The 17,689-nt window shown below is 31.0% G+C and carries 16 protein-coding genes; 15 read left to right on the top strand and 1 reads right to left on the bottom strand.

What is annotated here, in order from left to right:
* Position 1 precedes the first annotated feature (1 nt).
* The 14 genes from AXY43_RS01820 (at position 2) to accC (ending at position 12,326) form a co-directional block, all read left to right on the top strand.
* A complete protein-coding gene (locus AXY43_RS01820) occupies positions 2 to 1,048 on the top strand; it encodes a branched-chain amino acid ABC transporter permease (RefSeq protein ID WP_105412485.1) in 1,047 nt (348 codons plus the stop codon).
* Position 1,049: 1 nt separating this feature from the next.
* The gene (locus AXY43_RS01815) at positions 1,050 to 1,820 is read left to right on the top strand and encodes an ABC transporter ATP-binding protein (RefSeq protein WP_012058972.1); all 771 of its coding nucleotides are present in this window, start codon (positions 1,050 to 1,052) and stop codon (positions 1,818 to 1,820) included.
* A 1-nt stretch (position 1,821) separates the two neighbouring features.
* Positions 1,822 to 2,526: an ABC transporter ATP-binding protein gene (locus AXY43_RS01810; RefSeq protein WP_012058971.1), complete on the top strand. Its 705-nt coding sequence runs from the start codon at positions 1,822 to 1,824 to the stop codon at positions 2,524 to 2,526.
* 87 nt (positions 2,527 to 2,613) lie between these two features.
* Positions 2,614 to 3,237, top strand: coding sequence for an AAA family ATPase (locus tag AXY43_RS01805; protein WP_105410864.1), 624 nt, complete (start codon positions 2,614 to 2,616; stop codon positions 3,235 to 3,237).
* A gap of 14 nt (positions 3,238 to 3,251) precedes the next feature.
* Positions 3,252 to 3,707 (top strand): Lrp/AsnC family transcriptional regulator, encoded by a 456-nt coding sequence (locus tag AXY43_RS01800; protein WP_023975451.1) that lies wholly within the window; start codon positions 3,252 to 3,254, stop codon positions 3,705 to 3,707.
* Positions 3,708 to 3,960: 253 nt separating this feature from the next.
* On the top strand, positions 3,961 to 4,809 hold the full coding sequence (locus AXY43_RS01795; protein WP_105410863.1) for a D-amino acid aminotransferase: 849 nt from the start codon (positions 3,961 to 3,963) through the stop codon (positions 4,807 to 4,809).
* Between the two features lie 10 nt (positions 4,810 to 4,819).
* Positions 4,820 to 5,893: a DUF4392 domain-containing protein gene (locus AXY43_RS01790; protein WP_105410862.1), complete on the top strand. Its 1,074-nt coding sequence runs from the start codon at positions 4,820 to 4,822 to the stop codon at positions 5,891 to 5,893.
* A 65-nt stretch (positions 5,894 to 5,958) separates the two neighbouring features.
* Positions 5,959 to 6,747, top strand: coding sequence for a putative hydro-lyase (locus AXY43_RS01785; RefSeq protein WP_105410861.1), 789 nt, complete (start codon positions 5,959 to 5,961; stop codon positions 6,745 to 6,747).
* A gap of 36 nt (positions 6,748 to 6,783) precedes the next feature.
* The gene (locus AXY43_RS01780; protein ID WP_105410860.1) at positions 6,784 to 7,551 is read left to right on the top strand and encodes a LamB/YcsF family protein; all 768 of its coding nucleotides are present in this window, start codon (positions 6,784 to 6,786) and stop codon (positions 7,549 to 7,551) included.
* A 23-nt stretch (positions 7,552 to 7,574) separates the two neighbouring features.
* Complete coding sequence (alr, locus tag AXY43_RS01775; RefSeq protein ID WP_105410859.1) at positions 7,575 to 8,705, top strand: alanine racemase; 1,131 nt, start codon at positions 7,575 to 7,577, stop codon at positions 8,703 to 8,705.
* Between the two features lie 67 nt (positions 8,706 to 8,772).
* Positions 8,773 to 9,483, top strand: a complete 711-nt coding sequence (gene pxpB, locus AXY43_RS01770) for a 5-oxoprolinase subunit PxpB (RefSeq protein ID WP_087702135.1) — start codon at positions 8,773 to 8,775, stop codon at positions 9,481 to 9,483.
* The gene (locus tag AXY43_RS01765) at positions 9,483 to 10,484 is read left to right on the top strand and encodes a biotin-dependent carboxyltransferase family protein (RefSeq protein WP_105410858.1); all 1,002 of its coding nucleotides are present in this window, start codon (positions 9,483 to 9,485) and stop codon (positions 10,482 to 10,484) included. The genes pxpB and AXY43_RS01765 overlap by 1 nt, the downstream gene beginning before the upstream one ends.
* Before the next feature lie 14 nt (positions 10,485 to 10,498).
* Positions 10,499 to 10,960, top strand: coding sequence for an acetyl-CoA carboxylase biotin carboxyl carrier protein (locus AXY43_RS01760; protein ID WP_105410857.1), 462 nt, complete (start codon positions 10,499 to 10,501; stop codon positions 10,958 to 10,960).
* A gap of 22 nt (positions 10,961 to 10,982) precedes the next feature.
* Positions 10,983 to 12,326, top strand: a complete 1,344-nt coding sequence (gene accC, locus AXY43_RS01755) for an acetyl-CoA carboxylase biotin carboxylase subunit (RefSeq protein WP_023975445.1) — start codon at positions 10,983 to 10,985, stop codon at positions 12,324 to 12,326.
* A 401-nt stretch (positions 12,327 to 12,727) separates the two neighbouring features.
* Here the strand turns inward: accC and AXY43_RS01750 are convergent, their stop codons facing one another.
* Complete coding sequence (locus AXY43_RS01750) at positions 12,728 to 13,819, bottom strand: glycerol dehydrogenase (RefSeq protein WP_105410856.1); 1,092 nt, start codon at positions 13,817 to 13,819, stop codon at positions 12,728 to 12,730.
* 456 nt (positions 13,820 to 14,275) lie between these two features.
* Here AXY43_RS01750 and AXY43_RS01745 point away from each other — a divergent pair, with 456 nt between their 5' ends.
* Positions 14,276 to 17,626 carry a DUF4132 domain-containing protein gene (locus AXY43_RS01745; RefSeq protein ID WP_243099152.1) on the top strand — a complete coding sequence of 1,117 codons (3,351 nt, stop codon included), beginning with the start codon at positions 14,276 to 14,278 and terminating at the stop codon, positions 17,624 to 17,626.
* Positions 17,627 to 17,689 lie beyond the last annotated feature (63 nt).

The raw sequence follows: 17,689 nt of genomic DNA, 5'->3' as shown, positions 1-17,689 counted from the left end.
AATGATAAATAAGATAAGCAAAAATGAAAATAGTACAAGCTTAAGCCTGGTTAAAACCACATACACTAGATATATGATTACAACAGTTGTCCTTGCATTAATTTATGTGTTTCTAATGTTTCTTGTAAACCAAGGAATAATTGGTGATTATATACTTAGAATTATGAAACAAATTGGTATTTTTTTAATTGCAGCCTTAGGTCTTAATCTTATATTAGGGTTTACTGGTCAATTTACTATGGGACATGCTGCTTTTATGTCAATAGGAGCATATGGATCTGCAATAATGACTAAAAATTTTAATATGCCCTTTCCAATTGCCTTACTTGTAGGAATCATATTAGCTGGAATTTTAGCAGCGCTAATTGGATATCCAATATTAAGACTTAAAGGGGATTATTTAGCTATTTGTACCTTAGGGTTTGGAGAAATAGTAAAGGTAGTAATTCAAAATGTAGATTATGTTGGTGGTGCTAGAGGGATTTCAGGAATACCAGGAAGCACTTCTTTCTTAATAGTATTAATAGGTGTAGCACTTTGTTATGCAATACTAAAAAATTTAATTCATTCTTCAAAAGGTAGAGCAATTATGTCAATTAGAGAAGATGAAATAGCAGCAGAAGCTATGGGAATAAATTCTACTAAATACAAGATGATTGCATTTATTATAGGTAGCAGTATGGCTGGTCTTGCTGGGGGCTTATATGCACACTTTAATTCTTTTATTGATCCAGCAAGCTTTGCATTTTCAAAGTCAATTGAGTTAATAACTTATGTAGTACTTGGTGGAATGGGAAGTTTATCAGGAACTGTAATTGGAACTTCAATTCTTATTTATTTACCTGAATGTCTAAGAGGACTTAGTGAGGTATTTAAGACATATCGTATTTTAATATATGCTGTTATGCTTGTGCTCATGATGATTTTCCGTCCACAAGGTATTCTTGGAACAAGGGAAATTACAGTAGATAATATAATAAAATTTTTTAAGAAATTTGGAAAAGACTCTACAAAAAATATAGTTCAAGACGAAAAGGCTGGTGAGTAGTATGTCTTTACTTTCAGTAGAAAAATTAACAATAAAATTTGGTGGTCTTACTGCCGTTTCTGATGTAAATATGGAAATTGGGGAACATCAATTAATTGGTCTTATAGGTCCAAATGGTGCAGGTAAAACAACTCTTTTTAATATGCTTACTGGTGTATATAAACCAACAGAAGGAAAAATACAATTAAATGGTGAACGTATTGATGGAACTAAACCTTATGATATTACATCAAAGCATATTGCTAGAACATTTCAGAATATTAGACTTTTCACTGAATTAACTGTACTTGAAAATGTTATGATTAGTTTTAACTTTCAAGCAAAATCTAGTTTGTTTACATCTATTATTAAGACTCCAGCTCATATTTACGAGGAACAAAAAATGAAGCAAGAGGCTTTAGAAATATTAAAAATTTTTAAATTAGATGATAGTGCAGATGAGCTTGCGAGTAATCTCCCTTATGGTAAACAAAGAAGATTAGAAATAGCTAGAGCATTAGCAGCTAAACCTAAGCTTTTACTTCTTGATGAGCCAGCCGCTGGTATGAATCCTCAAGAAACAGTGGAACTTACTGAACTTATTCGCTGGATAAAAAATGAGTTTAAAATATCTATTTTACTTATCGAACATGATATGAAACTTGTAATGAATGTATGTGAATACATTTATGTACTTTCTTTTGGTGAAATTATTGCTAAAGGAATTCCAAAAGAAATTCAAAAAAATCCACAAGTAATTGAAGCGTATTTAGGAAAGGGGGCGGCACAATAATATGTTAAAAGTAGAAAATATTAATATATCTTATGGTGCAATTCATGCGATTCACGATTTGAGTTTAGAAGTAAATAATGGAGAAATTGTAACTTTAATTGGAGCTAATGGTGCTGGGAAGACTAGTACACTCAGAGCAATTAGCGGTTTAAATCCAATTAAATCTGGTGAAATCACTTATGACGGCAAAATGATTAGCAATATTGGAGCACACAAGATAGTATCTTATGGTCTTAGCCAAGTTCCAGAAGGAAGAAGAGTATTTGGTGATCAGACAATAGAAGAAAATCTTTTATTAGGAGCTTATTTAAGAAAGAGTAAATCTGAAATTAAAGTATCAATGGAAGAGGTATTTACATTGTTTCCAAGAGTAAAGGAAAGAAGAAAGCAGCTTGCAGGAACTATGTCAGGTGGTGAGCAGCAAATGCTTGCAATAGGGAGAGCGTTAATGGCAAAACCTAAATTATTATTGCTTGATGAACCATCAATGGGTCTTGCTCCTATTGTAGTTGAAGAAATATTTGAAATAATAAAAAACATCCGTAAAGCTGGAACAACAATTCTTTTAGTAGAGCAAAATGCAAATGCTGCACTTCAAATAGCTGATAGAGGTTATGTTTTAGAAACAGGTAGTGTTGTATTAGAAGGATTAGCACAAGATTTATTACATGACGATTCTGTTAGAAAAGCATACTTAGGAGAATAAAAGGATGGTCATATGAAATGATAGTGTAAAGTAAGTTATGAAAAAATAAAAAAGTAATTTACACTATTAAATAAAGGGGGAGGCAATATGGATAGGTTTGTAATTGCAATCACAAGAACTTGTGGAAGTGGTGGAACAACAATAGGTAAAATGATTTCAAAGGATCTAGAGATTAATATGTATGATAGAGAATTATTACGTTTAGCATCAGATGATAGTGGGATTAATGAATCACTATTTGCAAATGCAGATGAGCATGTTAAAAGTAGTTTACTATATATGGTGTCAAAGAAGGTATATGAAGGTGAATTGATTCCACCAGAAAGTAATGATTTTACTTCAAATGATAATTTATTTAATTATCAAGCTAAGATACTGCGGGAATTAGCAGAAAGAGAATCTTATGTTGTAATAGGGCGTTGTGCAGATTATATTTTAAAGGATAATCTAAATGTATTTAAGATTTTTATTCATGCATCTAATGAGTATTGTATTAAACATCAAATGGAAAGTTTGTGTATTTCAGAAAAAGAGGCTGCTAAGCAAATTAAGAAATTGAATAAGTATAGAAGAGGATACTATTATTACCACACGGGAAACAAGTGGGAAAACGTAAAAAATTATGATTTATCTTTTGATACTAGTAAATTAGGAATTGAAAATTGTGTTAGATATATTAAAGAATATATTAAGTTAAGAATGAATTCTTAACTAAGGAGATATTTATGGATAAAATGGATTACAAAATATTAAAGTGTTTGAAATCAAATGCCAGAATTAGAGCAGCCTCTATAAGTAATGAAATTCATTTATCAGTTTCAGCAGTTCTTGAGCGCATACATAAAATGGAGAAAAATAAGGTGATTCAAAATTATACCATTATAGTAGATCAAAAAAAGTTAGATAATGATGTGTGTGCTTTGATGGAAGTTAGTCTTGAACATCCAAAGTTCTATGATAAATTTACTTCAGCAATTAAAGGCAATGATAATATTGTTTCATGTTATTATTTAACTGGAGATTATGATTTTATGCTTAAAATAATTTGTCAATCATCTGATCATCTTGAGAAAATTCATCGTGCAATAAAAAGTATAGAAGGAGTATCAGCAACTAAAACGCATTTTGTTTTAAAAAATATAAAAAATACATTTAGTGTAATACCAGAGGTAGAAGAGTAAATAGGCATATTAAAAATTTGAGGTTTATAATTGAATTTTTTAAAATATAAGAAAAAATTTTGGTAATACAGCAAATAACAATAAAATTAACTGGAATTTTAAAAAATATTGAAAAATATTTCTGTGAGATATACTATATGAATATAGTATTAGTTTCAAAGAAAAACCAGATATACTTTAGACGAAGAAGTCAAATTCAAAGGTCTAAAATATGTCTGGTTTTTTATTTTAAGAATTTTAGGAGGAAAATACAATGGAGAATTTAGGTTATTATAATGGAAAGTTTGGATTATTAGAGGAAATGACAGTACCAATGCTTGATCGTGTTTGCTATTTTGGAGATGGAGTTTATGATGCTACTTATAGCAGAAATCACAAGATTTTTGCATTGGAGGAGCATATTGAAAGATTTTACAACAGCGCTGGTTTATTAGGAATTAAAATTCCTTATTCAAAGGAGCAAGTAAAAGAAATCCTTAAGGAGATGGTATTAAAGGTTGATTCAGGAGAACAATTTGTATATTGGCAAATTACTAGAGGAACTGGAATGAGAAATCATGCTTTTCCTGGAGATGAGGTCCCTGCAAATCTATGGATTATGTTAAAGCCTTTAAATATTAAGGATATGTCACAAAAATTAAAGTTAATCACTTTAGAAGACACTAGATTTTTACACTGTAATATCAAAACCTTAAATTTATTACCAAGTGTAATTGCATCTCAAAAAACTGAAGAGGCAGGATGTCAGGAAGCTGTATTTCATAGAGGGAATAGAGTAACTGAATGTGCACATAGCAATGTATCAATTATTAAGGATGGTATATTAAAAACTGCTCCAACAGACAATTTAATTTTACCAGGTATAGCAAGAGCTCACCTTATTAAAATGTGTAAATCCTTTAATATTCCTGTAGATGAAACAGCATTTACCTTGAAGGAATTAATGGAGGCAGATGAAGTTATAGTTACTAGTTCAGGTCAATTTTGTATGGCAACCAGTGAAATAGATGGAATACCTGTAGGGGGAAAAGCACCAGAGCTTGTAAAGAAATTACAAGATGCATTGTTAAATGAGTTCTTAGAAGAAACAAAAACAGAATAGGAGGTAGAATATGAATCAACAAGAATTAACAATATTTAATTTGGGAGAGAATTTAGATAATTTAATGAATTTAGACCCTAGGGGATATGGTGTATGCCGCATTTTATATTCTGCAGCAAGAGAGTATACAAAAGAGCCTTTAACTACAAATGCAGCAAAAAAATTGGTGAACACCTTAAAAGATGGCGACTTAGTCTATATAATGACTGGTTTTGTACTTCTTCCTTTTAAAAAGGCTGAGATGGATGGAATTGTTAGCTCTATGATATTAGCTAGAGCTTTAGTTAAAGCTTTTAATGTCAAACCTGTAATAATATGTCCTGAAGATAATATGGAGGCTGTAAAAAATTTAGCGCAAGTAATAGGAGTCCACTTATATGATAGCATAGAGGAATTAAAAGAATATCCTATATCTATTGCAGCTATACCATTTACAAAGGATGAAAATGTAGCTGCCAAGCAGGCTGATGAAATCATAGCTAAGGGATTACCAAGTGCTGTTATTAGTATTGAGTGTCCAGGAGCAAATTCAATTGGTGTTTATCATAATGCAGTAGGACTAAATGTAACTGAATTAGAGGCAAAACAAGATATTTTATTTACTAAATTACAGGACAAGGGTGTTCTTAATATAGCAATAGGAGATCTTGGAAATGAAATTGGTATGGGAACTATTAGTGAACATTTAGAAGAGTATATTCCATATGCAGCTAAAGGAAAATGTAATTGTGGATGTAATGGTGGAATTGCAGTAGCTACAAAAGCAGACAATATTATTACTGCAACAGTTTCTGACTGGGGCTGTTATGGATTAATTGCAGCAATTGCTTATTTAAAGAAAGATTTAGAAATACTGCATACAAAAGAGTTACAAGAAGAAGCAATGGTTGTAGCTTCAAGAAGCGGAATGATAGATATGTATGGATGGCTTGTACCTGCTATAGATGGATTTGGATTATCAATGAATCTTTCAATAGTTAATTTAATGAGAGAATGTGTATCTTATTCTATTAAATTAGAAGATACCTGTGCTACTTGGTTTGATAAAGTTATTGAATTAGGTTTCTATGAAAATGTTGTGTAGGGGCTGCCCACATGGAATGATTTGCAAGTAGTGATATAGGAATAAGTATTAGGAAGGGGATAATTATGGATTATTCTAAGATGAAACCGAGTGAAGTTCGAAATTTAATACGTGAAGGCAAAATTACAGGAACAACTTCAGGAATGTGTGCTGGATATGCACAAGCTAATTTGGTTATCTTGCCAAAGGAGTTAGCCTATGATTTTCTATTATTTAGCCAAAGAAATCCAAAAGCTTGTCCTATATTAGAAGTTAGTGATGTGGGAAGCAGAAGTTTAAGATATATTGCAGAAGATGCAGATATAGCTAAGGATATACCTAAATATAGAGTTTATGAAGATGGAATATTAACTGGTGAATATACTAGTGTTGAGCATTTATGGAGAGACGATTTTGTGAGCTTTTTAATAGGTTGCAGTTTTTCATTTGAATCAGAGCTTTTAGAGGCTGGAGTACCTGTAAGGCATATAGAAGAAAACTGTAACGTGCCAATGTTTATAACCAATATAGAGTGTGAACCAGCGGGGATCTTTAATGGAAAAATGGTTGTAAGCATGAGACCTATTCCCTATGATCAAATTGTTAAATCAGTAATGGTCACTGGAGCAATGCCGAAGGTTCATGGAACACCAATTCATATAGGAGAACCTTCTGTTATTGGAATTTCAGACATTAGCAAGCCCGATTTTGGAGATAGTGTTAAAATAAAAGAAGGAGAAGTTCCAGTATTTTGGCCCTGTGGTGTGACACCACAATCTGTGGTTATGAATGTTAGACCTAAAATAGTGATTACACATTCTCCTGGCCATATGCTTATAACGGATACTAAAAATATAGACATTAAATTCAGTTAAGAGGCTTAACTCATAACTGATCAAACGGGGGTAATTATGTATAAAGTAGATTTAAATTGTGATTTAGGAGAAAGCTTTGGAAGCTATAAACTTGGTTTGGATGAAGAAGTGATTTCATATATATCTTCTGCTAACATAGCCTGTGGATTTCATGCAGCAGATCCGCTTGTAATGGACTATACAGTAAAACTAGCTAAGGCAGCTGGCGTTAGTATTGGTGCTCATCCTGGCTTTCCTGATTTAGTGGGCTTTGGAAGAAGAAATATGAATGTATCTCCAAAAGAAGCTAAAGCTATGGTGCAATATCAAATTGGTGCTTTAGATTCTTTTTGTAGAGCCCAAGGAGTTAAAATGCAGCATGTAAAACCACATGGGGCTTTATATAATATGGCGGGAAAGGATTTAAAACTTGCTGAAGCTATTTGTGAAGGTATATATGAAGTGAATCCTGAACTGATTTTACTTGCATTATCTGGAAGTGAAATGATAAATGCCGCACAAAATATTGGATTAAAAGTAGCAAGAGAGGCCTTTGCTGATCGTGCTTATGAAGAAGATGGATCTTTGGTTGCGAGGACTAAAGAAGGAGCGATGATTACAGATGAAGAAGTTGCTATTAAAAGAGTTATTAAGATGATAAAAGAAAACAAGGTTACAGCTATTACAGGTAAAGATATACCAATTAAAGTGGATTCTATATGTGTCCATGGAGATGGAGCTAAGGCATTGGAATTTGTAAAAAAAATTAAGCTTAGCCTTGAAGAAGAAAATATAGAAATCATTCCACTACACAAAATATATTAATATATAATAAAGAAGGCTTTTTTATGGGAGAATATTTTAGAACTTATGCAAAAATAGATTTAGAGGCTATTTTGCATAATATAAATGAAGCAAAAAAACGAATAGAAAAAAATGTGAAGATTATGGCAATAATTAAGGCTGATGGATATGGACATGGCGCTGCTGCCTTAGGTAATTTTCTTAAAAGTGAAGTGGATTATTATGGTGTAGCTACTTTAGAGGAAGCTCTAGAATTGCGTCAAGCTGGAATAGAATTACCTATATTAATTCTCGGATATACCTCACCTAGTCAATATATAGAAGTAGTCAAAAATAATATTACTCAAACTGTGTATAATACTGAAATGGCTAAGGAAATGTCAAAGGCAGGAGCAATATGCAAAAAAGAAGCAAAAGTTCATATTGCTCTAGATACTGGTATGACTAGAATAGGATTTGCTGCAAATGAAAATGGAATAGCAGCAGTTCAGGAGATTTTAACTTTTTCAAATTTAGTAGTTGAAGGTTTGTTTACTCATTTTGCTACAGCAGATGAAGCTGATAAAGGTTATAGTAAATTGCAAATAAGCAAATATGATAAATTTGTAGCTTTACTAGAAGAAAGAGATATAAATATTCCTATTAAGCATATGTGTAATAGTGCTGGAATTATGGAATTTGATCATCATCGCTTTGATATGGTCAGGTCTGGAATAATTACTTATGGATTATATCCATCTGAAGAAGTTAATAAAAATGCTATTGCATTAAAACCAGCGCTTCAATGGAAAACCCATGTGATAAATGTAAATATAGTTGATGCAGGTTATGGAGTAAGTTATGGGAAAACCTATATTACAAAAAATGAAACAAAGATAGCAACTCTTTCTGTAGGGTATGCTGATGGATATCCTAGAGCTCTTTCTTCAAAGGGAAGAGTATTGATACATGGTAAATATGCACCAATTATAGGAAGGATTTGCATGGATCAAATGATGGTGGATGTTACACATATAGATAATGTGAAGATTGAAGATGAAGTAACTTTAGTTGGGAAAGATGGAGATAATATTATTTATGTTGAGGAATTAGCTAATATGGCTGGAAGCTTTAATTATGAGTTTGTCTGCGGTATAGGGAAAAGAGTTCAAAGAGTTTACAGAGAATTAGCTTAAATATTATATAGGGATAATGAAAAATAAATAAAATTAGGAAAAAGGTCTAAAGGGGTGAAACATGGATATGGAAAAAAGCAAGTTTAAAGCTAAAATTTCTCAAATAAGTGAAACAGCAGCTTTGGTTGAGTTTGGAAGGGAAATTAGTGAGGATATAAATAAAAAAGTAAGAACATTTTGCACTTATCTTGATGATAAACCTTTTTATGGAATGGTAGAGTATGTACCAGCTTTTACAAGTGTTTCTGTCATTTATAATCCATTGGATATGAAGAGTGAATCCCCTTATGAAGTGGTAAAAGTTATTTTGGATAATATAATATCTAAACTTGATTTTTCTTTAGAAGATGAAGAACATATAGTTGAAATTCCAGTGTGCTATGGCGGTGAATTGGGACAAGATATTGAGCAAGTTGCAAAAATAAATAATATTACTGTAGATGAGGTTATAAAAATTCATTCTGAAGGAAAATATCTAGTTTATATGATTGGTTTTGCTCCAGGCTTTCCATACTTGGGTGGAATGTCTGAAAAAATTGCGGCTCCAAGGCGTGAATCTCCAAGAATAGCAATACCAGCAGGTTCAGTTGGTATTGCTGGAATGCAGACAGGGGTATATCCTATAGAAACTCCTGGGGGTTGGCAGCTTATAGGAAAGACACCATTAAAATTATTTGATTTAAAGAGAAATTCTAAAAGCCTTTTAAAGGCAGGAGATATAGTTAAGTTTTATCCTATTTCTTATGAAGAATATGTACAGTTAAAGGAGGAAGAATAGTGAGTATATCTGTTTTAAATCCAGGACTGCAGTCAACTATTCAAGATTTAGGAAGACATGGATATCAAAAATATGGGGTTATAGTTAGCGGTGCTATGGATGTTTATGCTATGAGAATTGCAAACATTGCAGTTGGAAATGATGAAAATGAAGGTGTTTTGGAAATTACAATGATTGGCCCCTCATTAGAGTTAGAAAAGGGAGCCTTAATTTCTATAACAGGTGGAAATATTTCACCTACTATTAATGGAAAGAAAATTCCAATGGGAAGACCAGTTTATTTAAAGGAAGACTGTGTATTAAATTTTGGAGCGTGTATAGCTGGATGTCGTTCTTATTTAGCTATAGCAGGCGGCTTTGCCGTTCCAGAAGTTATGGAAAGTAAAAGTACATATTTAAGAGCACAATTTGGAGGCTTTAATGGAAGGCCTTTGAAAAAGGGAGATATATTAAATATTGGTACTAAAAGTGTAGCAGCTATTAAAATAATAGAAAAGCTACAAGAGATAACTCAAAAAGGTGAGTTTGCAGCTCCCAGTTGGTATATTGGGGATTCAACAGTAGAAAATATCAATAGCACAATTATTAGAGTTTTTAAAGACAGGCAATTTGATAATATTTCTGATGAAAGTATAAATAAATTTTTTAATTCAGAGTTTAATGTAGATAATAAATCAGATAGAATGGGATATCGTTTATGTGGAGAAAAAATAGAACTTAAAGAAAGATTGGAAATGATATCTGAAGAAGTTTCTGTTGGGACTATTCAAATTCCACCTGACGGTAACCCTATTATTTTATTAGCAGATAGGCAAACTACAGGAGGATATCCTAAAATAGCTCACGTAGTTTCTGTAGATATTCAAAAAATAGTTCAACTAAAACCTAATAGTAAAATTAAATTTAAACAGATTACATTAAAGGAAGCTGAAAGGCTGTACTTTGAAAGAGAAAAATATATTGATGAACTAAAAAAAGCAATAAGACTTACAATATTATAATAGGAAGTGAAATTATGATTAATATAGAGGATATAGAAAAAATCATGCAAGTTATTGATAAATTCGAGGTTTCTCACTTTGAATTTCAACATGAAGATAGCAAGATAATAATAGATAAGAATAAGATATGTGAAGGTTTAGCTGGTACTAATACGTTTACTAAAGGCGAAATTAAAGATGCTCAGTCTAAAATTGAGAAAAGTATCAATGAGGACGTTGAGCCAGAAATTACAGAGAAGGAATATATTAAAGCCGCTTTTGCAGGGAGTTTCTATTCTTCCAAAGAAAAAAATGAACAAGCCTTCGTTAAAGTTAATGATGAGGTAGAATGTGACACTGTTGTTGGGTTGATTGAAGTAATGAAATTATTTAATGAAGTTGAAGCGGGCGTTCAAGGAACTATAGTTGATATATTAGTTAAGGATGGAGAGTTTGTAGAATACGGCCAACCACTATTTGAGATAAAAAGTAAGTAAGTGATTTGAAAAGGAGAAAGATATGTTTAAGAAAATTCTCATAGCTAATAGAGGAGAAATTGCTGTTAGAATTATACGCGCTTGCAGAGAGCTTGGAATTTCAACAGTTGCTATTTATTCAGAAACTGATAAAGATGCATTGCATGTAAAAATTTCTGATGAAGCTTATTGTATTGGTAAAACACTTGTAAAGGATAGTTATCTTAATGTGCAAAATATATTGAGTGTCGCTATACATGCTAAAGTAGATGCTATTCATCCAGGTTATGGTTTCCTTTCAGAAAATACAAATTTTGCTCAAATGTGTGAGGAATTTGGAATTAAATTTATAGGTCCATGTCCTGAAATCATAAGTTTAATGGGTGATAAATCTAATGCAAGAGATACAATGAAGCGAGCTGGAGTGCCTACTGTTCCTGGGACAGATGGAGAAATACAAAATATTAATGAAGCAATAGCAATTGCAAAAGAAATAGGATATCCAGTTATAGTTAAAGCATCAGCAGGAGGCGGAGGTAAAGGAATGAGAGTGGTTAATTCTGAAGACGAATTAATAAGCTCCATTGAAACTGCCCAAAAAGAAGCACAAAACTATTTCGGAAATCCTATGGTTTATTTGGAGAAATATTTAGAGTATACTAGACATGTAGAAATTCAAATAATTGGAGATAATTATGGAAATGTAGTTCATTTAGGTGAAAGAGATTGTTCAATACAAAGACGTCATCAAAAGCTTGTAGAAGAATCACCATCACCAGCATTAAATGAGGATTTAAGAAATACTATGGGTGAAGCGGCTGTAAAAGTAGCTAAAGCTGTAAAGTATAATAGTGTAGGAACTGTTGAATTTCTTTTAAATGAGGATAATAATTTTTATTTTATGGAAATGAATACAAGAATACAAGTTGAGCATGGTGTTACTGAAATGATAACTGGCATTGATCTTATGAAAGAACAAATATTAGTAGCAAGTGGTGAAAAATTATCTTTTACTCAAGAAGATGTTAAGATAAATGGATGCGCTTTAGAATGTAGAATAAATGCGGAAGATCCATCTAGAAACTTTATTCCTTGTCCAGGAAAAGTTGAAAATTATTTATCACCTGGGGGAATTGGTTTAAGAATAGATAGTGCAGTTTATCCAGGATACGTTATTTCACCATTTTATGATTCAATGGTATCAAAAGTGATTGCTTGGGGAAGAGATAGAGATGAAGCAATTCTAAGAATGAAAAGAGCATTAAATGAATTTGTTATTGAAGGAGTTAAAACAACAATTCCTTTTCACAAAAAATTAATGGATAATGAAACTTTTAGAAAAGGAAACTTTAATACAAAATTTTTGGAAATACATAAAATCTGTTAATAAATTCTTATGATTTAATTAGACTGCATATTGGGCATGGAGGTTTTAGATACCATTGGTGAAGATATTAATATTAAAGATTACACATTAATATTTTCAATATAGAGGGTTACAGAACTAAAAAAATTCATCTTTACTATAAAGCCATATAAAATTAAGACTTTTAGAATAATTTAATATATAGTTATCATTAAATATATAAAATTTCTGGAAAATATGTTTATGCTAATATAAAGAAGACTTAAAGTGAGCAAATATTTACTTACTTTAAGTCTTCTTTATTCTTTATGACTTTTTATTCCAGTAAAATCTGTAGACAACTTTAAAAAATTAATTGAATAGTTTTTATATTCTAAAAAGAACAAAAAAGAAATCTTATCCGCCTGCAAATTTTTTACTTATTACATATATTCTTGTCCTAATCTGTTAGCTGTTAAAATAGCAGCGTAGACATCTTCAGGGGTAACTTCAAATGGCATATTATGTGCAGTATCTTCTTTTGAAGTAGCAGCCTTTGCAACTTCCATAATTTCTTCTGGCTTTATTTCATCGATACCTAATTGTTTTAAAGTAACAGGAAGACCGACTCTAGTACAGAAATCTAATACTTCTTCAATTTCATCCATTGGAGCATTTTCAAGAACTAATTGAGCTAATGTACCAAATGCAACTTTTTCTCCATGGTACATATGATGACAAGCTGGCAATACAGTTAAACCATTATGGATAGCATGAGCCGCTGCAATACCACCGCTTTCAAATCCAAGACCACTAAGAAGAGTATTAGCTTCAACTATTTTTTCTACTGATTTTGTACAAACTCCTTCTTCTACAGCAAGTTTTGCCTTATATCCTTCAGTAATTAATGTATCATAGCATAGTCTAGCTAATGCTTGAGCTGTAATAGTAGTAGTACCAAAAGCACATGTTCCAGCATTGGATTTTTCACAAGCTCTTGCTTCAAAATATGTCGCTAAGGCATCACCCATACCAGATACTAAAAGACGAACTGGAGCTTTTGCAATAATACCAGTATCAACCAAAACTATATTAGGATTTTGCTTTAAGAATAAGTATTTATCAAAGACTCCATCATCAGTGTATAAAACTGACAAAGCACTGCATGGAGCATCTGTAGCAGCTATGGTAGGTACAATCACAACAGGAAGATTTGCATAGTATCCAACAGCCTTAATAGTATCAATAATTTTTCCACCGCCAATACCAATGAGAACAGTTAATTGATTTTCATCACAAATTTTGATAATACGATTTACTTCAGTTATAGAGCATTCTCCGTTAAATAAATCATATTTTACACCTATATTTTTAGTCTCAAAACTTTTGTCTATAGTATTTTTTACCCTTTTTAAGCCACTTTCACTAATCAAGCATAATGCTTTTTCACCAAGTACAGATACGTATTCCGCAATATTTTTTAATTCTCCATTACCTTGAATGTATTTACTTGGTGCAATCATAATTTTTGCCATAAAAAACTCCCCCTTAACTCTTTAACAATGTATATTAATTATTATGTCTTAAATTATACCATTTTTATCAGTTGTGGTAAAGTTTACATGTATCAAAAGGAAGTAATTAAAGTAATGTTACATAATACAACCATTGATGATCAAATATTAGGTGATGATGAAGCTTTGATTGAGTAACACAATGCACATTTATATTATAAAATTTACGGAACACACTTTAGATATATAATTTTTCAACAAGACAAACTATATAGGAATTTATAGAAAAACCATTGAGAATTTAAGAAAGAACAATTTAACATATTTTAGTTTAAACTACAATTATTATGATAAATAGAAAGGTATGGTATAATTTTATTCATATAAATATCTCAGATTAAACTTGAACTTATGAATATAGCTCGCTGAAATAAGATTTATTTTAAATTTTAGAATATATAAATGGGGGAAAAATAAATGGATGAATTATTAAATTTACTAAAGGTTAAACTTTGTAACTGTACTATAAAAGATGAAGAAATTATAAAGATTAAAGCTTACATTGAAAGTGGAGAAAATTCTTTAAACGTAGAAGAATTTAATAAATATAATATGGAAAAGGCTCTTAGAAGTCACTATAACATAAGAGCAGATTTTTGGAAGCTAATGGACAGCTTTATAGAGAAAGAAGAAATTTTTAAAAGAATAATAAATGTATTCTTTGCTATAGGAGGAGAGAGCTTCTTTCAAATAATAAATGGAAGATTTTATTCTGTATCTAAAACTGTAAATTATTTAAAACCTATGGAACATAAAGAAAAGCTTCTATTATGGCTTATAAAAAATTGTCTTTATCGTAGAAATGTAATAGAAGTAATTACAATCGTTGAAGAAATGGTATCAGAAGACAAGGAAATATTATCAAAAACTTTTTTAGAAGCAGAAGACGAGTTTACTAAATTGTCATTAGCAGCCTTAGCAATTAAAAATGGCTGTAGTTTACCAGAGAATGAAGAAGAATTTATAAAACATAATTTTGAAGATGCAGATAATATAAATAAATATTTAAAGGATAAGCAAACAGCTTTAGTTGATTTTTTCTCTTATGCTTGCGATAAAAGTGATGAGTTAAAGGAAGTTGTCAGCAATATCATTAGTAAAAGCACTAATAGAAAAATGTTATTTTACGAATTAGTAGAATTTATTTGTTTTTATGATAAAACAGCACAAAGTTATGATATTGCAAATAGATTTAATATTGATAAAAAGCTATATATACATAGATTAATAAGTATATATGTTAGAGAAGAAAATAAGAAGATACGTGAAGAGATAGAAGAAAGGATAAAAGAAATACCTTTAGTTTTTAGAGAAACTTTTGAAGCTCTAAAGAAAAAGAAGCTTGGTCAAGATAATTTTCATGATTTAGAAGTATTCTTACTTGCTTATTTTATTTATAGCTACTCTAAGGAAGAAGCAGATCTTGAAAACTTAAAAAATGCTATAGGAATAATTTTGAATCTTTTCATATGTACAGATAGAACCTTAGAAATTTTAGAGAGAAAAGAAAAAGCTAAAATACTAGAGTATGTATTAGAAGGCAAAAATGAAGATTTATTAGAGGACTTTTTTCATAGGACTGAGAAATTTGATGGACATAGTGGTTATATATGGCGATATCATGGTCTTTGTTTTCAATTAATGTATTCTATAGATGAAATTAGAGATATTATACATAGATTTATATATATATCAGTTAATATTGGAGAATATGCCTTAGTAGCTTCAGTTATATCATATGTAACTGGATATAATGATATAAGTTACATAAGTTTTGCAAAAAAACTTTTAAGTGAAGGTATAAATGAAAAGCACTTAATTCTAGTTGCTGATGCAGTTTTAAATCCAAAAGCCAAGGAATATTTAAAAATGTTATGTGATGAAGAAAATACTGAGATTATAAATATTGTAGAGGATTTAAAAGGCGAGTCAAAAGAAGTTGTACTTGAGGCTTTATTTAAAGTTAATAAGGAAAAATATTCTGAGATTTTAGTTAGAAGTTTATCAGATAATTCAAAGTTTATTAGAGATAAAATTGCAGGTTTACTTAGTTCTTATGAAGGATGCAAAAAGCAAGTTTTAGGGATATTAGCAAGCAAAAAGACAGCTACTAGAGAAATTGCTGCTAAAATCTTAATGAATTTTGATATGAGAGAATTTAAAGCAGAAATCGAAAAATTTGCGGAGAAAGAAAAAAATGAAAAAGTTAAGATTTTACTTTTAAACATTGTAAATGCAGATTATTTGGACACCGAAATACTTGAAAGTGCTAATAGTATAAGTAGTTACTGCAGTGAGAGGCTCAAGAAAACTTCGTATACTGCACCAGAATGGATGGTTGTAAAAGGATTCACAGATGTAAAGTATGAAGATGGAAATGTTTTATCAAAGGATGTAATAACTTATATTATAAGTAAATACTCTCTTGAAAATGTTGTAGAAAGAAATCTTACAGCAGAAAAGGTAATAGAAAGGTGCAATAAGGCTGATTTAGACGCCCTTGGAAGTGAAATTCTAAATCTTTGGATTAATAATGGTGCAGATACAAAACAAAAATGGGTACTAGCTCTAGTTTCAGCAATTGGAGGATTCAATGTAGTAAATACGTTAAAAACTCAAATAGATGTTTGGTCAAAAACTTCAAGAGGAGCTATCGCTTGTGAGGCGGTAAAAGCTTTAGCTTTAAATGGCAGTGATGATGCTTTGATAATAATAGATAGTATAGCTAGAAAATTTAAGCATAAACAGATTAAAAAAGCAGCAGGAGAAGCTTTTGTGTCAGCAGCAAAGATGTTTAATTTAACTGAAGATGATTTAGCCGATAAAATAATACCAGATTTAGGTTTTAACAAAAGAGGAGAAAGAGTATTTGATTTTGGAAGCAGAAGTTTTACTGTAAGTTTCGGATTAGATTTCTCTTTAAAGATTACTGATAATACTGGAAAAGTAATTAAGACTATGCCAAAACCAAATAAATCTGATGATGAGCTAAAAGCTAAAGAGGCAGCAAATGAATTCAAAGCTTTAAAGAAACAGATGAAAACTATTGTTTCAGCCCAAAGCTTAAGACTAGAAATGGCTCTTGCAGTAAACAGACTATGGAAGAAAAAAGATTGGGAAAAACTTTTTGTAGCAAATCCCATTATGCATAATTTTTCTCTTGGCTTGGTATGGGGTATTTATGAAGATGGAGAACTAAAGGATACCTTTAGATATATGGAAGATGGTAGTTTTAATACAGTGGATGAGGAAGAGTATTATCTTATAGAGAATTCTTTTATAGGAGTTGTGCATCCTTTAGAACTTGAAACAGAAATGTTAGAAGGGTGGAAGCAGCAATTCGAAGATTATGAAATAGTACAGCCTTTCCCTCAACTACAAAGGAAGGTTTATGCTGTGACTGAAGAAGAGAAAGAAATGAAGAATATAGAACGTTTTGCTGGAACTAAGATTAATGGGCTTTCACTTGTAGGTAAGCTTACTAAAATGGGATGGTATAGAGGTTCAATACAAGACGCAGGATGCTATTATCAGTTTTATAAGGAAGATGAAAAAATAGGAATAGGTGCAGAGCTTCAATTTGAGTATCTTGGAGTTGGTTATGAAGATGAAGAAACTACTATTTATGAACTTGTTTTCTACAAAGCAAGTACGGTCGAAAGAGGAAGCTATGTTTATGATGAAGTAACTGATGAGAATACAATTGTACCAATGAAGGTTCCAAAAAGATTCTTTAGCGAGATACTTTATGATGTGGAAGAACGTTAGAAGCTAAGACTGGTTTTACAGCTAATTGGAAAATGGATAGGTAAAAATCATGAGATAGTATTT

This window comes from Clostridium sp. MF28, assembly GCF_002969175.1.
Taxonomy (GTDB): Bacteria; Bacillota; Clostridia; order Clostridiales; family Clostridiaceae; genus Clostridium; species Clostridium beijerinckii.
Note: the sequence above shows the minus strand (reverse complement) of the source record. Positions and strands in the feature narration are given on the sequence as shown.

Excerpts from the sequence above, each read along its gene's own strand:
- AXY43_RS01795 (WP_105410863.1), top strand. The coding sequence starts at position 3,961 with ATGGAGAATTTAGGTTATTATAATGGAAAGTTTGGATTATTAGAGGAA.
- AXY43_RS01760 (WP_105410857.1), top strand. The coding sequence starts at position 10,499 with ATGATTAATATAGAGGATATAGAAAAAATCATGCAAGTTATTGATAAA.
- AXY43_RS01805 (WP_105410864.1), top strand. The coding sequence starts at position 2,614 with ATGGATAGGTTTGTAATTGCAATCACAAGAACTTGTGGAAGTGGTGGA.
- AXY43_RS01800 (WP_023975451.1), top strand. The coding sequence starts at position 3,252 with ATGGATAAAATGGATTACAAAATATTAAAGTGTTTGAAATCAAATGCC.
- AXY43_RS01790 (WP_105410862.1), top strand. The coding sequence starts at position 4,820 with ATGAATCAACAAGAATTAACAATATTTAATTTGGGAGAGAATTTAGAT.
- AXY43_RS01750 (WP_105410856.1), bottom strand. The coding sequence starts at position 13,819 with ATGGCAAAAATTATGATTGCACCAAGTAAATACATTCAAGGTAATGGA.
- AXY43_RS01820 (WP_105412485.1), top strand. The coding sequence starts at position 2 with ATGATAAATAAGATAAGCAAAAATGAAAATAGTACAAGCTTAAGCCTG.
- AXY43_RS01815 (WP_012058972.1), top strand. The coding sequence starts at position 1,050 with ATGTCTTTACTTTCAGTAGAAAAATTAACAATAAAATTTGGTGGTCTT.
- accC (WP_023975445.1), top strand. The coding sequence starts at position 10,983 with ATGTTTAAGAAAATTCTCATAGCTAATAGAGGAGAAATTGCTGTTAGA.
- AXY43_RS01785 (WP_105410861.1), top strand. The coding sequence starts at position 5,959 with ATGGATTATTCTAAGATGAAACCGAGTGAAGTTCGAAATTTAATACGT.
- AXY43_RS01745 (WP_243099152.1), top strand. The coding sequence starts at position 14,276 with ATGGATGAATTATTAAATTTACTAAAGGTTAAACTTTGTAACTGTACT.
- AXY43_RS01780 (WP_105410860.1), top strand. The coding sequence starts at position 6,784 with ATGTATAAAGTAGATTTAAATTGTGATTTAGGAGAAAGCTTTGGAAGC.
- alr (WP_105410859.1), top strand. The coding sequence starts at position 7,575 with ATGGGAGAATATTTTAGAACTTATGCAAAAATAGATTTAGAGGCTATT.
- AXY43_RS01810 (WP_012058971.1), top strand. The coding sequence starts at position 1,822 with ATGTTAAAAGTAGAAAATATTAATATATCTTATGGTGCAATTCATGCG.
- pxpB (WP_087702135.1), top strand. The coding sequence starts at position 8,773 with ATGGAAAAAAGCAAGTTTAAAGCTAAAATTTCTCAAATAAGTGAAACA.